Here is a 20,167-nt window from a genome sequence, read left to right on the forward strand (position 1 = left end):
CGATGAGATTCGAGCCACCGGTCGCGCGAGGTCCGGTTCGCGATCTCGTCGATCAGATCGGTGGCCTGTCGGCGTTCTCGACGACCGCCTGCGCGCGCGCCGTGACCGACATCGTTCGAGGCCGGCTACCGGTCGCCGAGACCGTCAACCAGGCTCTGTTCGTCGCGCGCGTGTGCACGGTTCCCGCTCTGCTGTTGATGCTCCCCATCGGCGTACTGATCGCGGTGTCGGTCGGGTCGTTGGCGGGAAGGCTCGGTGCCGGAGCATATTCCGGCGCGGTCGTGGCGTTCGTCGTGGTCGGTCAGGCTGCGGCGTTGGTGTGCGCACTGATGCTCGCCGGCGTTGCCGGATCGGCGATCTGTGCCGATCTCGGATCGAGGACGATCCGCGAGGAGATCGCCGCCATGGAAGTGATGGGCGTCGACGTCGTCGCCCGACTGGTGGTTCCCCGGCTCGTCGCCTCGGTTGTCGTCGCCGTTGTCATCTGCGCCATGGTCACCCTCGTCGGTGTGTCGGCGTGCCTGTTCTACCAGGTACTCGTTGCCGATCAGTCCGCAGGCGCGTTTCTGGCCACCTTCACCGAATACGGCCGCGTCTCTGATTTTGTCATGGCCATGATCAAATCGGCCTGTTTCGCGGTGACGTCCACGCTCATCGCGTCGTACCGGGGTCTGCACGCCGAAGGCGGACCGAGTGGCGTCGCCGACGCGGTGAACGAGGCCGTCGTACTGGCATTCGTCATGGTCTTCGTCGTCAATACCGTTCTGTCGCAACTCTATGCAGTCGTCGTTCCCGCGGTCGGTACGTACTGATGGTCTTCGACACCCGCGTTCGACTCCAGCGCAGAACCCGGGCTGCAACCTCGGCCATGGTGGACGTCGGCCGGCACGTCACCTTCTGGTTCGAGACCATCGCGGCCATCCCGTACACGATGCGCCGGTACTCGAAACACGTTCTGCGCCACATCGGCGAGGTGAGCTTCGGATACGCGTCGCTGCTCGCCGGCGGCGGCACCATCGGCATCGTGTTCGCGATGTCGGCCGTCGCGGCGATGATGGTCGGCGTCGAAACCTACCGCGGTCTCGACCTGATCGGTTTGACCTCCCTGTCCGGGCTGCTCTCGGCACTGGCGAACACCCGGGAGCTGGCACCGGTCATCGCCAGCATCGCGTTGGCGGCCAAAGTCGGGACCGGATTCACCGCCCAACTCGGTGCCATGCGGATCTCCGAGGAGATCGACGCACTCGATTCGATGGCGGTGCGGCCCATTCCGTTCCTGGCCACCACCCGGCTGATCGCGGCAGTGGTGTGCATCGTGCCGATCTACATGGTCGGCCTCATCGCCGCCTACGTCGCCACACGATTGGTCGTCGTCACGTTCGGCGGCAGCTCGGCCGGCACGTACGACTACTACTTCCACCTCGCGTTGGCCCCGAGCGATCTGCTGTATTCGGTCGTCAAAGCGGTCGTGTTCGCGATCATCGTCGCGCTCGTCCACTGCTCGTACGGTTTTCACGCATCGGGTGGGCCGGAAGGGGTCGGCCGCGCGGCCGGCCGCGCGCTACGTACCTCGATTCTGGCGATCGGTATCACCGACGTGTTCCTGACGTTCGCGCTGTGGGGAATCGTGCCGACGGTGCCCGGGCTCGGTGCCTCGTGACCGGCCCGAACCAACCGGCTCCCCGTCGTCTCGGACCCGGCCGAAGCATGCTCGTGTTCCGCGGAATCGTCGCGTCCTGCACCGCGGTGGTCGCGGCGGTGGCATCGGTTGCCTACAGCTCGGGCACCTTCGACTCCGCACCGGAAGTATCGGTCGTGCTTCCCGCGACAGCGGGATTGCTGACCGGGGAGATCGGCGTGCAGTACCTCGGCGTTCGTGTGGGTGAGGTCGTCGACATCGAGCCGGGTATCGATCGATCTCTAGTGACGATGCGTATCGACGCCGACCGAATCGGTACGGTGCCTGCCTCCGCGCGTGTTCGGGTGGTGCCGCGGACTCTGTTCGGAGACATCTACATTCAGCTCGTTGCGGTCGATCGATCGTCCTCCTCGGCACTGGCGGACGGGATGGCGCTGCAACCGGACGCGTCTGCCGACGCAGTCCAGGCGAGCGATCTGTTCCGCACGGTGACCGACCTCCTCGACGGCCTCGAACCGGATCAGGCGCAGCTGGCTCTGACCGCGCTCGGCACCGCACTACGTGGCAGAGGTCAGAGCATCGGCGAGAGTATCGACCGACTCGCCTCGGTCACCGAGCGACTCGAACCCGGTATCGAGGCCGCCCTGAGCGGTATGCCGCAGCTGCGCGAGTTGACCGAGAACATCGCTGCCGCCACACCGGACGTACTCGCCTCGGTCGTTGCCGCGACCAGGGTGTCGCAGACGCTGCTCGATCGATCCGACGGCGTGCGGGCACTACTGACCGCTGCGGCAGGGACAGTCGAGTCCACTCGGGCCGTCGTGGCCGAGAACCGCAGTGCAGCAATCACTGTCGTTCACAGCGGCGGCGCGGCACTCGGTGCGCTCGCGCAGGATTCCGACGGCCTCACGGCGACGCTCGATCGGTTGGGGCCGTTCGGGGAGGCCGGTGCGCGGATCTTCGCCTCGGGCAAGTTCGACGTCACCGCGGTACCCGACTTCTCCGAACCGCTCCCCTACACCGCCGCCGACTGCCCGCAGTATCCCGGTCTCGCCGGTCCCAACTGCGCGCTGGCCGAGCTACAGGACGCCGCAACCGGCACATCGCTCCCGTTGAATCCCGCCAGCACGTTGCTGCTGGCTCCGCTGCTCCGTGGCACTGAGGTGACCGTCCGATGAGTATCCGACCCCTGATCTCGCTTGCCGCCTTCGTCGCCGCAGGTGCTCTGTCGGCCGTGGTCGTCATCCAGACGCTCGATGTCCCGGTCGGCGGTGCCACGACCCGATACAGCGCCGAGTTCGTCGGCGTCGAGGGCCTGCGGGACGGCAACGACGTGACCCTCGCAGGAGTCCGGGTCGGCAAGGTCGCCGACGTTCGGTCGACCACCGACGGACCCACCAGCATCGCCGCGGTGTCGTTCTCCGTCCGGTCCGACGTGCACCTGCCCGGGAACATCACCGCCGCAATTCGCTACGGCGACATGCTCGGTGCCCGGTATCTGGCGCTCGAAACCCCCGCCGACCCGTCCGGCACCCTGGCGGCGGACGAGGTGATACCGCTGTCGCGAACCTCTCCTCCCGTCGACCTGACGGCGTTGGTCAACGGCTTCGAGCCGCTGTTCGACGCGATCGACCCGAACCAGATCAACTCGTTGGCACGCTCGATCGTCGACGCCTTCTCGGGTCGGTCCTCCGCGATCGAATCGCTGTTGGTGCGAGTGGCGTCGATGACCCGCGGGCTGACCGACAACGAGCAGATTCTCGACGAACTGATCGCGAACCTCGGATCGGTGACGAGCGATCTCGACTCGCGTTCTGCCGACATCACGCGCCTGATCGACGGGCTTGCCGAGCTCGGCGATGTGGCGGTCCGACACGGAGATCAGCTCGTATCCGCACTCGAGGACGGATCGGCCTCGATGCGCTCGTTGGCCGATTTGTTGACGCATGCGGCCGCTCCGCTCGATGCCGTCGTAGCCGACAGCACTGCGACGACCGATGCATGGACGGCGAACACAGAACCGTTCGACCGAACCATGACGTTGCTTCCCGAGCTCGCCCGGTCCATCAATCGCATCGGCGACTACGGCGGTTGGCTCAACCTCTACACGTGCAACTTCACGCTGCTGGCAGGCAGCTCAGAAGCGAACATCTTCGGCACGACTCACTCGGAGATCTGCCGATGACGACCACCAAGCTCGGTGTGGGCGGGATCGTGATGATCGTCGTGGCACTGGTGTGCGCCCTGGCGATACCGCAGGCCTGGTACCTGGTCCGCACTCGTTCCTACACAGCGCAATTCGAGAATGCCGGCGGGCTCACCGAGTCCGATCCCGTCTACGTCGCCGGAGTACCCGAGGGCCGGGTCGACAGCGTCGACATCGTCGGTACGCACGTCCAGGTCACGTTCCGGCTCGACCGCGACCACACGCTCGGCGACCGAACGCATGCGTCGATCCAGCTGCGGACCATCCTCGGAAAGCGCTACCTCGAGATCGTCCCCGACGGCGGCGGTTCCCTCGGAACGGACAACACCATCCCTCTCGAGCGAACGTCGGTTCCGTATTCGCTCGACCAGATCTCCGCCGCCGCGAACACCACCGCCGCAGAGGTGGACGTACCCGGACTCGAGGAGATGGTTCGGACCCTGAGAGAGTCGTTGCCGGAGAACAGTTCGACGGTCCGTGACGCCATCACCGGCATCGGTTCGGCATCGGCGCTGTTGGCAGAGAACGACGAGCAGATCTCCGGATTGCTCGATGCATCCCGATCCCTGACCTCGTCGCTCGCCGCGGAAAGCGCATCGCTGTCGTCTCTGGTGAGCAACGCCGAGTTCGTGCTGTCGGTCCTGGCCGATCGACGAACTGCACTGAGCCAGTTGGTGAACGACCTCCGAACCGTCACCGCCACCGCGTCGACGTTCCTCGACGACAACTCCGAGGAGCTCGATCGTCTGATCGGCAACCTGCGCGGGGTCACCGACACCCTCGACCGAAACGGGCAGAACATCGACACACTCATGACGACCCTGCCCGCCGCCTTGCGCGCAGTCACCGACGCCACCGGCAACGGAAATTGGGTCGACGTCTCGGCCCCGGCCGGCCCCATCGCCGATAATCTCCTGTGCACCCTTGGCATTCAGACGGGATGCCGATGAAGAAGACACCGACAGCGCTGATCGCGGTGGCTGCTCTGGTCGGCGGCTGGTTCGTTCTCCACGGTTCCGAGCACTCGACCACCGTCACAGCAGATTTCGCCTACATCAACGGCGTCCACCCCGGAAGCCCGGTCCGGATTCTCGGAGTTCCGGTGGGTACCGTCACCGACATCACGCCCCGGGGCAATGCGGTGCGCGTCGTCATGTCCATCACCTCGGACGACGCCATTGCGGCCGACGCCGAGGCGTACGTCATGAATCCGTCGGTCATCAGCGACCGATTCGTCGAGATCGGACCGGTGTATCAGGGCGGAGAAGAGCTCGGTGACAGCGTCATTCCGGTCGAGCGCAGCCACTCGCCCATCAACTTCGACCAGCTCCTCGACAGTGTGGACGTGATCGCCACTGCAGTCGGTCCCGAGGGAGCAGACGTCGGGGCCGCAGCGGCCGAGCTCGCCGAATCCACCGACGGGACAGGACCGGCGGTCAACGAGGCCATCCGCAACATCGCGCAGGCAACCGCCGTTATCGGCGGGAACAGCGAGAACATCGGCGCACTCGTCGAGACCGTGAACCAGCTGATCACCGCCGTCGACCGACGGGACGGTGCAGTGGAATCGGTGGTGGACTCACTCGATCGTCTCGGGCAGGAGTTCCGCACTCAGGACCTCGATGTGGGCACTCCGATCGCCCAACTGACGTCCATGTTCGACGAACTCGACCGTCTGCTCGCCGGCCGGGGCGACGACCTACGCGCCGCACTCGACAACGCCGCCGACCTGACCGGTCGATTGGCCACGCGCGAAGCACAATTCGCCGAACTGATGGACGTCTTGCCGTTGGCGATGCAGAACATCGGCAGAACCATCGGCGACGACCAGCGAGGACGCATCCGTTTGAACGTCTCCACCGATCTCGACCAGTTCGCGTCGACCGTTCCGCTGTGCCGCGACCTGGCTCTGCCCATCTGCACCGGGGCCGGATTCACCAACCCGATACCGGTGCCCATCGGAGCATCCGATCCACTGGGCCTCATTCAACTGTTGGCGCAGGGCCGATGAGAGGCCCCGCGGCCCTGGCGGTGTCGGCCGTCCTCGTCGGCACACTCACCGGATGCGGTCTCGGCCTGGGCGAACTTCCACTCGGCCGGTCCGCCGACGGGTCCGATTACCGTGTGACCGCAGAGTTCTCGCGAGCCGACCGCATCAGGCTCGGTGCCGAGGTGCGGAGCGGGCAGCAACTGGTCGGCCGGGTCCACGATCTGTCGACGGACGGGGGTCTGGCTCGGGTCGGGCTGAGCCTGTCCCGAGCCGTAGCGGTTCCGGCAGATGTCACCGCATCGATCGAGGTGGCGTCGGCGCTCGGGGATCCGTACATCCGACTCGATCCACCGCAGACGCCGTCGGGAGATCGGCTGTCCGACGGTGCCGTCATCACCGACACCGACATCGGGCCCGAACTCGAATCATCGCTCGCCGCACTCGGTCTGGTACTGAACGGCAGCGGAATCGGCCAGCTCGACACCATCGTCACCGAGCTCGACACGGCATTCTCCGGCCGTGGGCCGCAGGTCGGGGAGCTGCTGCGCAGCACCGACACCATCCTCGCCGCAGCCGACGCGCAGCGCGGCGAATTCGATCGCGTACTGCAGGCCGCACGCGACGTTTCCGCCGCGCTGGCCGACAATCGCACCGTCATCGACGACGGCCTCGCCGTGTCCGCGCCGACGATCGAGTTGCTCGTCCAGCAACGCGACCGACTGGCGTCCCTGCTCGACGACACCGCCTCGCTGGCCACAACGGCTCGAGACATCCTGTCGGACAACGGGAAGCAACTGGAGGACGGTGTCGACGACATCGCCCGCGTACTGAGTTCGGTTCAAGGATGGAACGATTCGATCACCCCGACACTGAACGAGATGAACAACTTCATCGCAGGCTTCAGCGGAGCCGTGCGGGGCGACTACCTCGCCTTCGACGGCGCACTCGACCTGCCCGAGACAGTGGGCGAATTGACCACCGGTGGGCGCATCGCCGACGTGCCCTCGGCACTCGGGCAGCTGTTGGCACCGGTGTTGCGGGGCCCGAGATGAGGCGGCCCGTCACCGTTCAGCTGATTCTCTTCGCCATCACGTCCGTGGTGGCATTGGTCGCAGGGACCGTCTATGCGCTCGGCCCCTCGGCACTGCAGGGTTCGATCACGGTGACCGCCACGACGACCGATGCCGCGAACCTGGGAGTGGGCGCGGGCGTCACCTATCGCGGCATCGAGATCGGTCGAGTCACCGACGTCGCGCTGTCCGCCGACGGGCTCGGCGCCGACATCGCAGTCTCGTTGGACCCCGACGCCTCCGTTCCCGTCGGCTCACCGGCTCGGGTGACCGACAGCAACGCACTCGGCATTCAGACACTCGACATCGTGCCGACCACCGCCGAGGGCCCGTATCTCGTCGACGGGGACACGTTGACCGTCGACGACGCCGATCGGCCTCGCCGACTCGACGAGGTCATCACCAGCATCTCGACACTGGTCGACTCGATCGATCCCGCCACGGTGAGTTCCCTCACGCAGACCATGGGAACGGCCCTCGACGGGACCGGGCCTGCGCTGGGCCGAGTGATCGAGGACGTCGACACCCTCACCCGAATGCTCGACGAGCAGGCACCGGCGTTGGCCAACATTCTCGATACCGGGCTCCCGATGCTCGACGCACTCGCGCCTGCATCGGACTCGCTCCCGGCCACCGCTGCTGTGACACGTGATGTGACCGGACAACTCGTGGGAAACGAACCGTCACTGGTCTACCTGCTCGACCGGTCCCCCGCGATGCTCACCAGAACCCAGCACCTTCTCGACGACACCCGAGGAACAGCAGGGGCCCTTCTCACCAATCTGGTGTCGGTGACCGGAGTTCTGGGCGACCGAACCCCCGCACTGTCGGCGCTGCTCACCGCCCTGCCCGACACGCTCGGCAAACTCACCTCCGTCGTGCACGGAGACCGCGGAGACTTCACGCTGGTCGCAACCCAGGGCCCGGTCTGCTGGTACGACACCCCCCGCCGCGCCGTCGGCGACGAATCTCCGCGCGATCCGAATCTGACGCTGTACTGCCCGCCCGGCGAGAACCTGGCCCAACGCGGGTCACAGAACGCACCCCGTCCCAACGACCTGGGCCTGACCGATTCGACCCGTCCCGGCAACGTGACCGGACCACCGATCGCCGACGATCCGGTGCTGATTCCCACCGGACTCGAGGCGCTCGACTACTGGAAGAAACTGCTCGAAGGAGTACAGCAATGACCATCCGCCGAGGTATCGCCCTACTGCTGTTCGTCGCTCTCGTCGCAGGCGTCGCCGTGCTCGGCTACCTGTATCAGGGCAGCCGGACGATGGACGGCCTCCGAACCGAGGCGCTGGACTCGGCACGGCAGTACACCGAGGAGCTCTCCACCTACGACTACGCCACACCGACAACGAATCTCGACCGTGTGATCGCATCGTCCACCGACGATTTCGCCACCGACTATCGGGACGTGTCGACGAGCCTGACCGACTTGTTGACCCAGGGTCAGGGCAGAGCGACCGGTCACGCCGTCACGGCCGGAATCGTCGAGATCGACGGTGAACACGCCGTCGTTGCGGTGTTCCTCGATCAGGAGGTGTTCAATCTCGCGGTGCCCGATGGGCGGACCGATTCCTCCCGGATGTTGATCGGACTCGAACGCTCGGGCGACCGTTGGTTGCTGGCATCGGCGGACCCGGCATGAGCCGTCGAACGGACCCGATACATCAGGCCTCGGAGGGCCGATGTGCTGGTCGGGGCACACCACGAATCGGATAGGACGTAGCCTGGCTGGGAAGGTTCGGTGGTTCGACCGTGAATGACACCCGTGTTGTTCGGTTAGATTGGAAGAGCCACCAGGCACGATGCAAGAGGGTCGAGACCTGTCAACGAGCGACGGGTCACCACAATCGAGGAGAACAGGCCATGGCTTTACCAGTATTGACACCGGAACAGCGCACCGCGGCGCTGGCCAAGGCGGCCGAGGCACGCACTGCGCGGTCGAAGCTGCTCGCATCCGTCAAGTCCGGCGAACTCAGCGTCGCTGACGTTCTCGCCAAGGCGGAGAACGACGAGATCGTCAAGAAGACCAAGGTGTCCGCCCTGATCAAGGCCCTGCCGGGTGTTGGTTCCGTGCGCGCCGCACAGCTGCTCGAGCAGCTGTCCATCGCCGATACCCGCCGTATCGGTGGCCTCGGTGCAAACCAGCGCGAAGCCCTCCTGGCTGCCGTCGCATCCTGATCGAGATGGGTCGGGCTCCACGCCCGATCCTGCGATAATGCGCTGCCTGCAGGGCTAGCATTTCGGCCATGAACGTCGAAGTGACCCTGCTGCCCGGGATCGGGGTGCGGAAGGATTTCGCCCTCGCTTCCGGGCGCCGCATAGGCGTCATCACCCGCAAGGACGGCGCGAACGAGCTGATCGTCTCGCGCAAGGACGACCCCGATGCCACGCAGGCATCGATCACGCTGAGCAATGAGGAAGCGGCGGCCCTGGGCAATCTGCTCGGGTCGCCGCAACTCATCGCTCAGCTCGGGGAAGAGCATCGCGACCTCCCCGGAATCAACACCCGCCAACTCCCCATTCGCGCCAACTCCCGGTTCGTCAGCCGCACACTCGGCGACACCGCGATGCGCACCAAGACCGGAGTATCGATCGTCGCTGTCATGCGCGCCGGTCAGGTACAACCGTCACCCACCCCCGATTTCACGCTCGCCGCAGGTGACCTGCTGGTCGCCGTCGGCACCGCAGAGGGACTCGACGCAGCGGCCAAGTTGCTCGGCCATGCCTGAGACCAGTCGGGGCTGAGCGATGGCCGAGAGCGCGCTCGCCCTCACCGAGCTGGGCGCAGTGTTCTTCGTTCTCGGTCTGCTCGCTCGGCTCGCCGGTCGAATCGGCGTCTCCCCCATCCCGTTCTATCTGCTCGGTGGCCTCGCCTTCGGCAACGGCGGCATCGTCACCCTCGGTGGCATCGACGAGTTCAGCGAAATAGCCAGCGAGATCGGCGTCATCCTGCTGCTGCTTCTCCTCGGACTCGAATACACCGCCACCGAACTCGTCACCGGACTGCGTCGATCGTGGATGGCCGGACTGGTCGACATCGTCCTGAACTTCGCTCCTGGCGCTGCCGTCGCTTTACTGCTCGGCTGGGGCGGAATCGGAGCCCTGGTGATGGGCGGTGTCACCTACATCTCGTCCTCGGGGATCATCGCCAAGGTCCTCACCGATCTGGGCCGACTCGGCAACCGTGAAACGCCCGTCGTGCTGTCCATCCTGGTGTTCGAGGACCTCGCGATGGCCGTCTATCTGCCCATCCTCACCGCGGTACTGAGCGGCGTGAGCTTCCTCGGCGGACTCGAAGCCCTGGGAATCTCACTGCTGGTCATCACGTTCGTGCTCGTCGTCGCGCTGCGGTACGGCAGATTGGTCTCCGCGATCGTCGACAGTCCCGACCGCGAGGTCGTGCTGCTCAAAGTCCTCGGGTCGGCCCTGCTGGTGGCCGGCATCGCGTCGGAACTGCAGGTCTCGGCCGCCGTCGGCGCGTTCCTGCTCGGCATCGCGATCTCCGGGTCGACGGCCGACAACGCCACGCGCGTCCTCGAACCACTACGCGACCTGTTCGCAGCCATGTTCTTCGTGGTGTTCGGGCTCGCCACCGATCCCGCGACGATCCCACCCGTTCTGGGCTGGGCCGTTGTGCTCGCGGTGACCACCGCCGCCACGAAGATCGCGACGGGCTGGTGGGCGGCGGGCCGTCAGGGAATCGGTCGCCCGGGACGGCTGCGTGCCGGTGCCGCGCTGGTGGCGCGCGGTGAGTTCTCCATCGTCATCGCCGGGCTGGCCGTGGCCGCCGGAGCCGTCGAGGGCGAGCTGACCGCTCTGGCGACGGCCTACGTGCTGTTGATGGCCATCCTCGGACCGATCGCCGCCCGCGTCGTCGAACCCGTCGCGAAGGTCGTGCTTCGTACCAAGCCCACGGTGTGATTGGCTTTCCCCATGGTGGACAAGCGTCGAGCATCGGTTCTGCGCCGACGGCCGCAGCTGTCGGAGGAGGTGGCCAACCACGTCCGGCACCTCGTCATGTCCGGCGAAGTGAGCCCGGGCGACTTCATCCGACTCGACGAGACCGCCGCCGAACTCGGGGTGAGCGTCACTCCGGTACGCGAGGCACTGCTGACGCTGCGGGGTGAGGGCATCGTCGAACTCGTCCCGCATCGCGGATACAAGGTCTCGCCGCTAACTCCCAACGACATCGTCGACATCTTCTGGCTACAGGGGCGCATCGCCGTCGAGCTGGTTCGCCGCGCCGCGCCGAAGATCACCGAGACCGAGCTCGACCGGCTCGCCGAACTCACCGCCGCACTGTCGATCGCGGTCGAGAACGGTAGGCCGGAGGACGTCGAGAACTGCGAATTCGAGTTTCACCGAGTCCTCAACCGACTCGCCGAATCCGCGAAACTGGCGTGGTTTCTCAACAATGCCACCCGCTACACACCCACCCGCCTCTATGCCACCGACCGCGAATGGGGCCGAGCGGCAGTGCGCAACCACGAGGAACTCATCGAGGCACTCGTTCGAAACGACATCGACGCCGCCTGCGAATTGATGAAGCAACAATTCACAGACGGCGCCGAGAGGTTGATCGCGCACCGCGGGTAGATGCTTTCGGCAGTGGTGCTAGCGCAGTGAGGCGGGAACCTGGAAGCGATCGCCGTACTTCTTCGCCAATTCGTCTGCACGAGTGACGAATCCGGCCTGACCTCCCGGGTAGCCGACGACGTACTGGTGCACGCCTCCGGTCCAGGCGGGGAAGCCGATGCCGAAGATCGAGCCGATGTTGGCGTCGGCGGTGGTGTTCAGCACACCCTCGTCGAAGCACTTCTGCGTCTCGATGGCCTCGATGAACAGCATGCGTTCCTTGAGGTCCTCGAACGGGATGTCCGCCGAACCCGACTTGAACGCATCACGCAGTCCGGGCCACAGTCCGGTGCGCTTGCCGTCCTCGTACTCGTAGAAGCCCGCGCCCTTGGCCTTCGACGGACGCTCGAACTCGTCGACCATCTTGTCGATGACTGCACCGGCCGGATCCTCGGGAGGAGTCTGACCCGCGGCGATGAGCGCGTCGTAGGTCTCCTTGCGAATCTTCTGCATCAGGTTGAGCGTGAGCTCGTCCGAGAGCTGCAGCGGCGCAGCCGGGTAGCCGGCCTGCAGACCTGCCTGCTCGATGGTCGACGGCTCGACGCCCTCGCCCAGCATCGCGATGGCCTCGTTGATGAACGTGCCGATGACACGCGAGGTGAAGAAGCCGCGACTGTCGTTGACGACGATCGGGGTCTTCTTGATGAGCTGCACCAGGTCGAATGCCTTGGCCAAGGCCGCATCCGACGTCTTCTCGCCACGAATGATCTCCACCAGCGGCATCTTGTCCACGGGGGAGAAGAAGTGGATTCCGATGAAGTCTTCCTGACGCTTGATGCCCTGAGCGAGGCTCGTGATGGGCAGCGTCGAGGTGTTGGAACCGAGCAGCGCCGTCGGATCGACGAGGTCCTCGATCTCCTGGAAGACCTTCTGCTTCAACTCTTCCGACTCGAACACGGCCTCGATGACGAGGTCGGCTCCCTCGACGTCCTTGGCATCGGCCGTCGGGTGGATACGCGCGAGCAGAGCGTCGGACTTCTCCTGGGTGGTCTTGCCACGCGAGAGTGCCTTGGCCTCGATGGCCTCGGAGTAGGCCTTGCCCTTCTGCGCCGACTCGAGGGCAACGTCCTTGAGCACCACGTCGATTCCGGCCTTGGCGCACACGTACGCGATGCCTGCGCCCATCATGCCTGCGCCGAGAACCGCGACCTTGGTGAAGGTGGTCTTCTCGATGCCGTCGGGACGGGACTTGCCTGCGTTGATCGCCTGCAGGTCGAAGAAGAACGCCTGAATCATGTTCTTGGACACCAGACCGGTGACCAACTCGGTGAAGTAACGCGACTCGATGGTGCACGCGTTGTCGAAATCGACCTGCGCACCTTCGACGGCGGCGGCGAGAATCGCACGCGGAGCCGGCATCGGTGCGCCCTTGATCTGCTTGCGCAGGTTGGACGGGAATGCAGGCAGGATCTGTGCGAGCTTCGGATTCGACGGCGTGCCGCCGGGGATCTTGTAGCCCTTGACGTCCCACGGCGCGACGCCACCCTCGGGGTTGGCCTTGATCCAGGCCTTGGCGGTGGGCACCAATTCGTCGATGCTGCCGACCAATTCGTGAATCAGACCGATCTCGAGAGCCTTCGTCGGACGGAACCGGGTGCCCTGGGCGAGGACGGTCATGAAGCCGGTCTGGATGCCGAGCAGTCGCGTGATGCGGGCAACGCCACCGCCACCGGGCAGCAGTCCCAGCGAGACCTCGGGCAGACCGATCTGGACACCGGGAACGTCGGCCGCGATGCGGTGATGCGTCGCGAGGGCGATCTCGAGTCCGCCGCCGAGTGCAGCGCCGTTGATGGCGGACACGACGGGCTTGCCGAGCTTCTCGATGCGACGCAGCTGGCTCTTGACTTCCTGGACCTCGTCGAACACCCGCTGGGCGTCCTCGGGCTGAGCGGCGATGAGGGTGTGCAGATCGCCGCCTGCGAAGAACGTCTTCTTGGCGGAGGTGAGCACGACGCCGGTGATGGAGTCGACCTCGGCCTCGAGGCGGTCGACGGTCGCTCCCATCGAATCCTTGTACAGCTGGTTCATCGTGTTGGCGCCCTGGTTGGGGTCGTCCATCGTCAGAACGACGATACCGTCGGCGTCCTGGTCCCACTGAATCATGTTGTCAGACATCGTAATACCTCAGACTCGCTCGATGATGGTGGCGACGCCCATGCCGCCGCCGATGCACAGGGTGATCAACGCGTATCGACCGCCGCGGCGCTCGAGCTCGTCGAGCACGGTGCCGGTGATCATCGCTCCGGTTGCTCCCAACGGGTGGCCCATGGCGATGGCACCGCCGTTGACGTTGAGCTTCTCGTTCGGGATGTTCAGATCCTTCTGGAAACGCAGCACGACGGAGGCGAATGCCTCGTTGAGCTCGAAGAGATCGATGTCGTCGACGGTCAGGCCCGCGGTCGCGAGAACCTTCTTCGACGCCGGGGTGGGCCCGGTCAGCATGATGGTCGTATCGGCACCACTGGTGGCCGTCGCGACGATCCGCGCCCTCGGCACCATGTTCAGGTCCTTACCGGCCTGCTCGCTGCCGACGAGGACGAGTGCTGCGCCGTCGACGATGCCGGAGCTGTTACCGCCTGTGTGCACGTGATCGATCTTCTCGACCCAGTGGTACTTCTGCAGCGCGACGTCGTCGAACCCGCCCATGGCGGCGATGCCGGTGAAGGCCGGGTTCAGCTTGCCGAGCGATTCGACGGTGCTGCCCGGACGCATGTGCTCGTCCTGATCGAGGATGAGGAGGCCGTTCTGATCCGTCACCGGAACGACGGACTTCGCGAAGTAGCCACCGGACCACGCCGCTGCGGCGCGCTCCTGGGACTGCACGGCGTAGGCGTCGACGTCTTCGCGGCTGAACCCCTCGATCGTCGCGATGAGATCGGCACCGATGCCCTGCGGGGCGAAGTAGGTGTCGTAGTTGGTGACGGGGTCCATGGCCCAGGCGCCGCCGTCACTGCCCATCGGCACGCGCGACATCGACTCGACGCCACCGGCGACGACGAGCTCGTCCCAACCCGAGCGCACCTTCTGGGCAGCCAGGTTGACGGCTTCGAGACCGGACGCGCAGAAGCGGTTGAGCTGGAATCCGCCGACGGTGTCGGGCATCTTCGCTGCGAGCACTGCCGTGCGCGCGATATCGGCACCCTGATCTCCGACGGGTGAGACCACTCCGAGGATGAGATCGGAGATTCGGTTCTCGTCCATGTCGGGGAAACGTCGACGGAGCTCGTCGATCAGGCCGGTCACCAGGGAAATCGGCTTCACCGAGTGCAGGGAGCCGTTCTTTCCCTTGCCTCGGGGAGTCCTGATGGCTTCATAAATGAATGCCTCTGTAGTCACAGCGCGCAGTTCCTTCCAGATACTCGATCTTCTCGCGGTCGCCGTCGCGGCCGGCCGCATCGGTGCGAGGCCATGACAGACCTCAGCTCATGCCACAGTAGGGCCGCGGGTGGATCCGATATAAGGACCGAAACGAGCGTCCTCCATGACCGATCCGACTGTTGAGGTTTGAACGACGTCGGCTCGGGACATCCCGATAGATCAGATCTACCGAACGCGGAAGAAGACCTCCATGGAAACCGACGACGAACTGACCGTGGGCGCTCGCGTCAAAGTACGCATTCACTCCACCGGCACCGACGACGAGGCCGGTCAGGACGCCTACGAAACCGGAGCCATCGTCGAGGACTTCGGTGTTCAGACACCCGACACCACCTCACGGGACTGGGCGGTGGCACGGCGTTGGGCCGTGGCACTCGACAGTGGCCGCTTGGTGTTCGCCGACAACGAGGATCTCACCGTCGGCTGACGCGCCCGTCGATCAGATCTCTTTGAGCGGTACCGCTCCCAGCTCGCTGACCAGCAGCTCCATCGCGACGGTTTCCGGGTCTCGGCGCACCGTCGGATCGGCAGGCTCGGCCGCGGCCTTGAGCAGCTCTTCCTCGTCCTCCGGGGTCTCCGGTGGCGGTGGGCCTATCGGCTCGGGTTCGTCTGGGTAGTCCGGCGCTTCCGGCATCGGAATGTCGTCCGCCCCGATGCCCGCCGAGGATCCGTCGCCCGCTGATCCGAACCCGTCCGACGTGGGACGGGGAGCCCCTGCCTGGCTCGGCCTCGAGAACTTCGGCAGCGACGCGGGTTTCGCTGCCGGTTCATCTTTTTTTGCTGATGACTGTTCCGGTGGTGCCGCGGCACCGACCAGACACACCACCGACCATTCGACGCCGAAGACGTCACGCAGAGCGTCGCGAATGACGTCGGCGTTGCGGGGTTCCTCCAGCCGCTTGGCCAACGGTGCCGAGTCGTGGCCGAGCGTGATGGTGCCGTTCTCGACGGTGCGCACCGAGGCACCGGAGAGCATCACCTCGACGGTCCGGCTGCGGTCTCGTACCTTCGTGCGCACCTCGGACCACACCGCGCGAACCGCAGCTGCGTCGGGCTCGCTCGACGCGGCTGCAGGGGCCGCCACGGGTTCCGGTTCCGACTCGAACACGGGATCCGGTTCGGGACCGTAATCGTCCTCGGGCTCCGGCGGAAAATCCTCGTGCGGCACCGAGGCGGCGGGAACCGAGTCCTGCTGTGCAGAAACAGGTTCCGGAGTCGGCTCGGGTGCCGGTGCCGGTGCCGGTTCAGGTGCCGGTGCCGGTTCAGGTTCTGGGGTCGGCTCGGGCGTCGGGACGGGTTCGGGTTCCGGAGCCGGGACGGGCTCGGGTTCCGGGGCCGGTTCGGGTTCCGGAGCGGGCGCCGGTGCCGGAATAGAGGCAGCGGGTGCGGGCGCTACGGGAGCTGGTGCCGGTGCGGGCACCACGGGAGCGGGCGCTGCCGGCTCTGCGGCCGGCGGGCGCTGCGACGGTCGCTGGAACTTGCTCACCGGTGCCGGACCCGAAGGTGCGGGTTCCTCGGTGGGTTGCAACTGCGGTCGCGTCGGATCCGCGGCTGCCTGCGCGACGGCTGCTTGCTCCCCCGCCGGAAGGGTGACGTCCAAGCGACGTTCGACGCGTTCGAGTCGTTGCAGCACCGCGGACTCCGCATCGGAGGCCGAGGGCAGCAGCATGCGGGCGCACATCACTTCGAGCAGCAGACGCGGGGCCGTGGCACCGCGCATCTCGCCGAGTCCGGAGTGCACGATCTCGGCGTAGCGAGTCAGCGTCGCCGAACCCAACAGATCGGCCTCGTCACGCAGTCGCTCGAGTACGTCGCCCGGCACGTCGACCAGACCGCGTTCTCCGGCGTCGGGCACGGCCTTCATCAGGATCAGGTCTCGCATGCGATCGAGGAGGTCGATGGCGAAGCGACGCGGGTCGTGGCCCGCGTCCATCACCTTGTCGACGGTGCCGAACAGTGCGCCGCCGTCGCCCGCGGCCAATGCGTCGACGGCCTCGTCGATCAGTGCGACGTCGGTGACGCCGAGGAGTGACAGTGCCCGCGGGTACGTGACGCCCTCGGGTCCGGCTCCGGCCAGGAGCTGATCCATGACGCTGAGCGAGTCACGGGGCGAACCGCCGCCTGCGCGGATGACCAACGGGTAGACCGCATCCTCGACCGGGACCTGTTCCTGGCCGCAGATCTTCTCCAGCAGAACGCGCATCGTCGACGGCGCGAGCAACCGGAAAGGGTAGTGGTGGGTACGCGAGCGGATGGTGGGGAGCACCTTTTCGGGCTCGGTGGTCGCGAAGATGAAGACCAGATGCTCCGGCGGCTCTTCGACGACCTTGAGCAGAGCGTTGAAGCCTGCCGGGGTCACCATGTGTGCCTCGTCGATGATGAAGATGACGTAGCGCGATTCGGCCGGGGCGTACACGGCCTTGTCTCGCAGATCACGGGCATCGTCGACGCCACCGTGACTGGCCGCGTCCATCTCGACGACGTCGAAGTTGCCCGGTCCGCCCGGGGCGAGAGCGACGCAGGAGTTGCACACGCCGCAGGGCGTCGACGTCGGACCTTCGGCGCAGTTCAGCGATCGGGCGAGGATGCGCGCCGAGGAGGTCTTTCCGCAGCCGCGCGGCCCGGAGAAGAGGTAGGCGTGGTTGATTCTGTTGCTGTCCAACGCCACGCTGATCGGCTCGGTGACGTGCTCCTGACCGACGACCTCGGCGAACGTCGCAGGACGGTACTTCCGGTAGAGGGCCACGCCCGAAAGGGTACCGGCGACCACGGACACAGTTGCATCGCCGGTCATTGTGGGCCGGTGGACACCGCTCGGATGTTCATGATGGCGAAGCTCTCGCGGCCGCCGGTCGATTCCGAGAGCGCGTACAGCCAGTGGCCGTCCTGCAGCGCATCCGAGATCGCGTGCCGCACGATGGCTCCCCTGGAGTTCTGGTAGTCGATGGAGACGGGTGTGCCGCGCGCTGCGGCGTCGGTCAGCAGATCCAGCTCACGGGGCAGCAGCCGACTGTGGGTATCCAGTGCAGACCGCACTCGTGCCTCGTCGACGGTTCCGCTGCCACCGGCCAGCAGGAGCCGCGCGAGTTCTCGTGGTTCGCGTCGATGCCGTGCCGGGTGGACGGCACGATGCGTCGGCCGGTTGTCTCCCGCGCGGACCCGAGGTGCGCTGTCGAGTTGGAGTTGCCCGGTATCGGAGTGCCGCACCGGTGAGTATCCGTTCCTGCGAAGCACGGCGATGGTGTCGATCGGCGTGGCCGAACTGACGAGGACAGTGGGCGCGAGGCGCTGGAACTGCAGCACGGCCAGGGACTCGTCGGTCTCGATGTTCGTCAGCAGCACGACGTCCTCGGAGACGATGGCGCAGGGAATTCTGCGTACGGCCAGTGCGCCGTAGGTGCGCCAGCAGTCCCGGATCGTGTAGCTCAGAGCCTGAGGCAGGTCGGTGTCGGCCATCGCGGTCAAGGCATCGATCAACTCCTCACCGGTGCCGCCGGTGTCGAAGAAACCCCGGATGGTCGCCGGGGTGAACCGCCAGACCGATGCGACGTCCCTCGACTCGGGCTGTGCGGCCGCGCCGAGTATCGACGCCACTTCGGTGCTCGGTGGCCCGGTCACCACCGCCGTGGAATCGGGCAGCAGCCGAACGGAGAACGGAACCCACTCGGCCATGTCCTGCAACTGTGCGGCCAGAGCCGCACGGATTTCGTGAGGGTCACCGTCTCGACCCGCAGGGAACTCGGTGAGCGTGCGGCACAGATCGGTCGGCGCACCGTCGGCCAGTATCCCGAGTCGACCGGCCTCCCGCCACAGCGCGTGCACGTGACCGGGCCCGGCGCTCGTCGAGACGACCGGGATGTGCCAGTCCAGGTACCGGTCGAAGTCCTCCGAATCGTGCAGAACCGTCACCGGTGAGTCGGCGTCCTCGTATCGGAGCAGAGCTGTCAGCGCCGTCGCGCGCAGGTCCGCTGCCGCGGGGTCGTCGAGCATCTTCTTGAGCACCGGAACCGTCTTCTGCGACGCACGGGGCACTCGGTGAGTGGGAGTGAAAGGCGAACTCCACCACGCGGTCACCAGCGTGGCCGCCTGTTCGGCTCGGGTGCTCGTCGACCACGTCTCGTAGGCCGCAGTCAACGCGACGCCGGTCTTTCCGCGTTCGGCCAGCAGCCCGGCTTCGCGTGCCAGCATCAGCATCAACGCGGTGTCGTGTTCGTCGGCGAATCCCAACCTGCTCGTCAGCGACCGGAGTTCCTTGGCACTGACGCCACCGGTCTTCATCGTCGTCAGGCCGTCGGCGTCGACGGCTGTCAGCAACGCCTGCGTGTGTTCGCAAAACTGCAGCAGCGCGATGGAACGAGTGCGCCGCACGTCGTCGTGCGAGAGCACGCGGGTGTCGAAGGTCGGCGGCGTGAGTTCGATGGGCAGACGCCACCCGACCCCGCGCAGGGCGATGCTCACCTCCAGCGGCATCTCGACGCGGTGCCCGTCGAGTCGATACAACAATCCACGCTCGAAGGCGGGGGTCCCCGCGCTCGATGGAATGTCGAAGATCAGTGACACCGGCTTGCCATCGACGAAGCGAGACAACATCGCTCGCATCTCCTCCGACCCGCCGTCGAACAGTGCGCGGATACGCTCGGGCGTCATCGCAGTTGCAACGGAGTCGGCGCGCGCCCCTCGCTCGAGCGTCGGGTCGATACCGAGGATCGACAGCACAGCCAGCCGGTCCTGCTCGACGGCGCAGTGCAGGAACAGCTTTCGCTGCCTGCGGGCAAGTCCGAACGGATGCGAGAACACCCCGCACAGATCGATGGCCGAATACTCGACGGTGCCGGTGCCGGGTGAGGAGCGCGGCCAGATCAACCCGTAGGCGGTCAGTGTGGCGAGAGCGGCATCGATGTGCGGTGTCTCGTTGATCGGGCCCTCACTGGCCCAGTGCCCTATCTCGGCGCGGCTCAGATCGCCCATGAGCGCGAACAATTCGAGGAGAGCGAGCGCGCCACTGTCGAGTCGACGCGGCAGCATCGACACCCGAGACGGTGCACCGAGCAACTGCGCGAGCAAGCCGAACGAGCGCGGTGGCGGGTCGGTGCCCACGTCCGGCCGACGGTGCAGCAGATCGGTCAGTGCGTCCTCGTCGAGAGACCCCAGCCAGCCCTCGTAGGTCCCGATATTCTCGGTCATCTCGCCCCCCGGTGAAAGTTCTGGTCACTGTATCGACGGGCACCGACAGA

At 66.1% G+C, this 20,167-nt stretch carries 18 protein-coding genes; 14 read left to right on the forward strand and 4 right to left on the reverse strand.

Annotation, left to right across the window (positions count from 1 at the left end; genetic code table 11):
* The first annotated feature begins 2 nt into the window (after window positions 1-2).
* The 13 genes from ABZ677_RS13195 to ABZ677_RS13255 all read left to right on the forward strand — a co-directional run bounded on the left by ABZ677_RS13195 (window position 3) and on the right by ABZ677_RS13255 (window position 11,516).
* Window positions 3-812 carry an ABC transporter permease gene (locus ABZ677_RS13195; RefSeq protein ID WP_037187781.1) on the forward strand — a complete coding sequence of 270 codons (810 nt, stop codon included), beginning with the start codon at window positions 3-5 and terminating at the stop codon, window positions 810-812.
* On the forward strand, window positions 812-1,660 hold the full coding sequence (locus tag ABZ677_RS13200) for an ABC transporter permease (protein ID WP_094635695.1): 849 nt from the start codon (window positions 812-814) through the stop codon (window positions 1,658-1,660). Before ABZ677_RS13195 ends, ABZ677_RS13200 begins: the two co-directional genes overlap by 1 nt.
* Window positions 1,657-2,817 (forward strand): MCE family protein, encoded by a 1,161-nt coding sequence (locus ABZ677_RS13205; protein ID WP_358369932.1) that lies wholly within the window; start codon window positions 1,657-1,659, stop codon window positions 2,815-2,817. Before ABZ677_RS13200 ends, ABZ677_RS13205 begins: the two co-directional genes overlap by 4 nt.
* Entirely contained in the window at window positions 2,814-3,824 is a 1,011-nt protein-coding gene (locus ABZ677_RS13210; protein ID WP_358369935.1) for an MCE family protein, read from the forward strand. The genes ABZ677_RS13205 and ABZ677_RS13210 overlap by 4 nt, the downstream gene beginning before the upstream one ends.
* The gene (locus tag ABZ677_RS13215) at window positions 3,821-4,795 is read left to right on the forward strand and encodes an MCE family protein (RefSeq protein ID WP_358369938.1); all 975 of its coding nucleotides are present in this window, start codon (window positions 3,821-3,823) and stop codon (window positions 4,793-4,795) included. The genes ABZ677_RS13210 and ABZ677_RS13215 overlap by 4 nt, the downstream gene beginning before the upstream one ends.
* A complete protein-coding gene (locus ABZ677_RS13220) occupies window positions 4,792-5,856 on the forward strand; it encodes an MlaD family protein (RefSeq protein WP_358369941.1) in 1,065 nt (354 codons plus the stop codon). Before ABZ677_RS13215 ends, ABZ677_RS13220 begins: the two co-directional genes overlap by 4 nt.
* Window positions 5,853-6,887 carry an MCE family protein gene (locus tag ABZ677_RS13225; RefSeq protein ID WP_358369944.1) on the forward strand — a complete coding sequence of 345 codons (1,035 nt, stop codon included), beginning with the start codon at window positions 5,853-5,855 and terminating at the stop codon, window positions 6,885-6,887. Before ABZ677_RS13220 ends, ABZ677_RS13225 begins: the two co-directional genes overlap by 4 nt.
* On the forward strand, window positions 6,884-8,095 hold the full coding sequence (locus tag ABZ677_RS13230; protein WP_358369947.1) for an MCE family protein: 1,212 nt from the start codon (window positions 6,884-6,886) through the stop codon (window positions 8,093-8,095). Before ABZ677_RS13225 ends, ABZ677_RS13230 begins: the two co-directional genes overlap by 4 nt.
* Window positions 8,092-8,562, forward strand: coding sequence for a hypothetical protein (locus tag ABZ677_RS13235; protein ID WP_358369950.1), 471 nt, complete (start codon window positions 8,092-8,094; stop codon window positions 8,560-8,562). The genes ABZ677_RS13230 and ABZ677_RS13235 overlap by 4 nt, the downstream gene beginning before the upstream one ends.
* A gap of 221 nt (window positions 8,563-8,783) precedes the next feature.
* A complete protein-coding gene (gene mihF / locus ABZ677_RS13240; RefSeq protein ID WP_008712632.1) occupies window positions 8,784-9,098 on the forward strand; it encodes an integration host factor, actinobacterial type in 315 nt (104 codons plus the stop codon).
* Between the two features lie 68 nt (window positions 9,099-9,166).
* Window positions 9,167-9,649, forward strand: coding sequence for a cation:proton antiporter regulatory subunit (locus ABZ677_RS13245; protein ID WP_037187765.1), 483 nt, complete (start codon window positions 9,167-9,169; stop codon window positions 9,647-9,649).
* Between the two features lie 19 nt (window positions 9,650-9,668).
* Window positions 9,669-10,841, forward strand: a complete 1,173-nt coding sequence (locus tag ABZ677_RS13250; RefSeq protein WP_037187764.1) for a cation:proton antiporter — start codon at window positions 9,669-9,671, stop codon at window positions 10,839-10,841.
* A 12-nt stretch (window positions 10,842-10,853) separates the two neighbouring features.
* The gene (locus tag ABZ677_RS13255) at window positions 10,854-11,516 is read left to right on the forward strand and encodes a GntR family transcriptional regulator (protein ID WP_052047333.1); all 663 of its coding nucleotides are present in this window, start codon (window positions 10,854-10,856) and stop codon (window positions 11,514-11,516) included.
* Between the two features lie 18 nt (window positions 11,517-11,534).
* Here ABZ677_RS13255 and ABZ677_RS13260 read toward each other — a convergent pair whose 3' ends face one another.
* Window positions 11,535-13,670 carry a 3-hydroxyacyl-CoA dehydrogenase NAD-binding domain-containing protein gene (locus tag ABZ677_RS13260; protein WP_358369955.1) on the reverse strand — a complete coding sequence of 712 codons (2,136 nt, stop codon included), beginning with the start codon at window positions 13,668-13,670 and terminating at the stop codon, window positions 11,535-11,537.
* 9 nt (window positions 13,671-13,679) lie between these two features.
* Window positions 13,680-14,891: an acetyl-CoA C-acetyltransferase gene (locus ABZ677_RS13265; protein ID WP_094635701.1), complete on the reverse strand. Its 1,212-nt coding sequence runs from the start codon at window positions 14,889-14,891 to the stop codon at window positions 13,680-13,682.
* 232 nt (window positions 14,892-15,123) lie between these two features.
* Here ABZ677_RS13265 and ABZ677_RS13270 point away from each other — a divergent pair, with 232 nt between their 5' ends.
* Window positions 15,124-15,360, forward strand: a complete 237-nt coding sequence (locus ABZ677_RS13270) for a hypothetical protein (protein WP_037187758.1) — start codon at window positions 15,124-15,126, stop codon at window positions 15,358-15,360.
* A 12-nt stretch (window positions 15,361-15,372) separates the two neighbouring features.
* Here the strand turns inward: ABZ677_RS13270 and ABZ677_RS13275 are convergent, their stop codons facing one another.
* Together ABZ677_RS13275 and ABZ677_RS13280 are read right to left on the reverse strand one after the other, a co-directional pair.
* Window positions 15,373-17,679 (reverse strand): DNA polymerase III subunit gamma and tau, encoded by a 2,307-nt coding sequence (locus ABZ677_RS13275; RefSeq protein ID WP_358369959.1) that lies wholly within the window; start codon window positions 17,677-17,679, stop codon window positions 15,373-15,375.
* Window positions 17,680-17,723: 44 nt separating this feature from the next.
* On the reverse strand, window positions 17,724-20,117 hold the full coding sequence (locus ABZ677_RS13280; RefSeq protein ID WP_358369962.1) for a helicase-associated domain-containing protein: 2,394 nt from the start codon (window positions 20,115-20,117) through the stop codon (window positions 17,724-17,726).
* Window positions 20,118-20,167: the final 50 nt, after the last annotated feature.

The organism is Rhodococcus sp. NPDC006774 (genome assembly GCF_040636045.1).
Classification (GTDB): domain Bacteria; phylum Actinomycetota; class Actinomycetes; order Mycobacteriales; family Mycobacteriaceae; genus Rhodococcoides.

What these genes read in the sequence shown, in the direction of transcription:
- ABZ677_RS13195 (WP_037187781.1), top strand. Translation starts at nt 3, where the DNA reads ATGAGATTCGAGCCACCGGTCGCGCGAGGTCCGGTTCGCGATCTCGTC.
- ABZ677_RS13200 (WP_094635695.1), top strand. Translation starts at nt 812, where the DNA reads ATGGTCTTCGACACCCGCGTTCGACTCCAGCGCAGAACCCGGGCTGCA.
- ABZ677_RS13210 (WP_358369935.1), top strand. Translation starts at nt 2,814, where the DNA reads ATGAGTATCCGACCCCTGATCTCGCTTGCCGCCTTCGTCGCCGCAGGT.
- ABZ677_RS13215 (WP_358369938.1), top strand. Translation starts at nt 3,821, where the DNA reads ATGACGACCACCAAGCTCGGTGTGGGCGGGATCGTGATGATCGTCGTG.
- ABZ677_RS13220 (WP_358369941.1), top strand. Translation starts at nt 4,792, where the DNA reads ATGAAGAAGACACCGACAGCGCTGATCGCGGTGGCTGCTCTGGTCGGC.
- ABZ677_RS13225 (WP_358369944.1), top strand. Translation starts at nt 5,853, where the DNA reads ATGAGAGGCCCCGCGGCCCTGGCGGTGTCGGCCGTCCTCGTCGGCACA.
- ABZ677_RS13230 (WP_358369947.1), top strand. Translation starts at nt 6,884, where the DNA reads ATGAGGCGGCCCGTCACCGTTCAGCTGATTCTCTTCGCCATCACGTCC.
- ABZ677_RS13235 (WP_358369950.1), top strand. Translation starts at nt 8,092, where the DNA reads ATGACCATCCGCCGAGGTATCGCCCTACTGCTGTTCGTCGCTCTCGTC.
- mihF (WP_008712632.1), top strand. Translation starts at nt 8,784, where the DNA reads ATGGCTTTACCAGTATTGACACCGGAACAGCGCACCGCGGCGCTGGCC.
- ABZ677_RS13245 (WP_037187765.1), top strand. Translation starts at nt 9,167, where the DNA reads ATGAACGTCGAAGTGACCCTGCTGCCCGGGATCGGGGTGCGGAAGGAT.
- ABZ677_RS13250 (WP_037187764.1), top strand. Translation starts at nt 9,669, where the DNA reads ATGGCCGAGAGCGCGCTCGCCCTCACCGAGCTGGGCGCAGTGTTCTTC.
- ABZ677_RS13255 (WP_052047333.1), top strand. Translation starts at nt 10,854, where the DNA reads ATGGTGGACAAGCGTCGAGCATCGGTTCTGCGCCGACGGCCGCAGCTG.
- ABZ677_RS13260 (WP_358369955.1), bottom strand. Translation starts at nt 13,670, where the DNA reads ATGTCTGACAACATGATTCAGTGGGACCAGGACGCCGACGGTATCGTC.
- ABZ677_RS13270 (WP_037187758.1), top strand. Translation starts at nt 15,124, where the DNA reads ATGGAAACCGACGACGAACTGACCGTGGGCGCTCGCGTCAAAGTACGC.
- ABZ677_RS13280 (WP_358369962.1), bottom strand. Translation starts at nt 20,117, where the DNA reads ATGACCGAGAATATCGGGACCTACGAGGGCTGGCTGGGGTCTCTCGAC.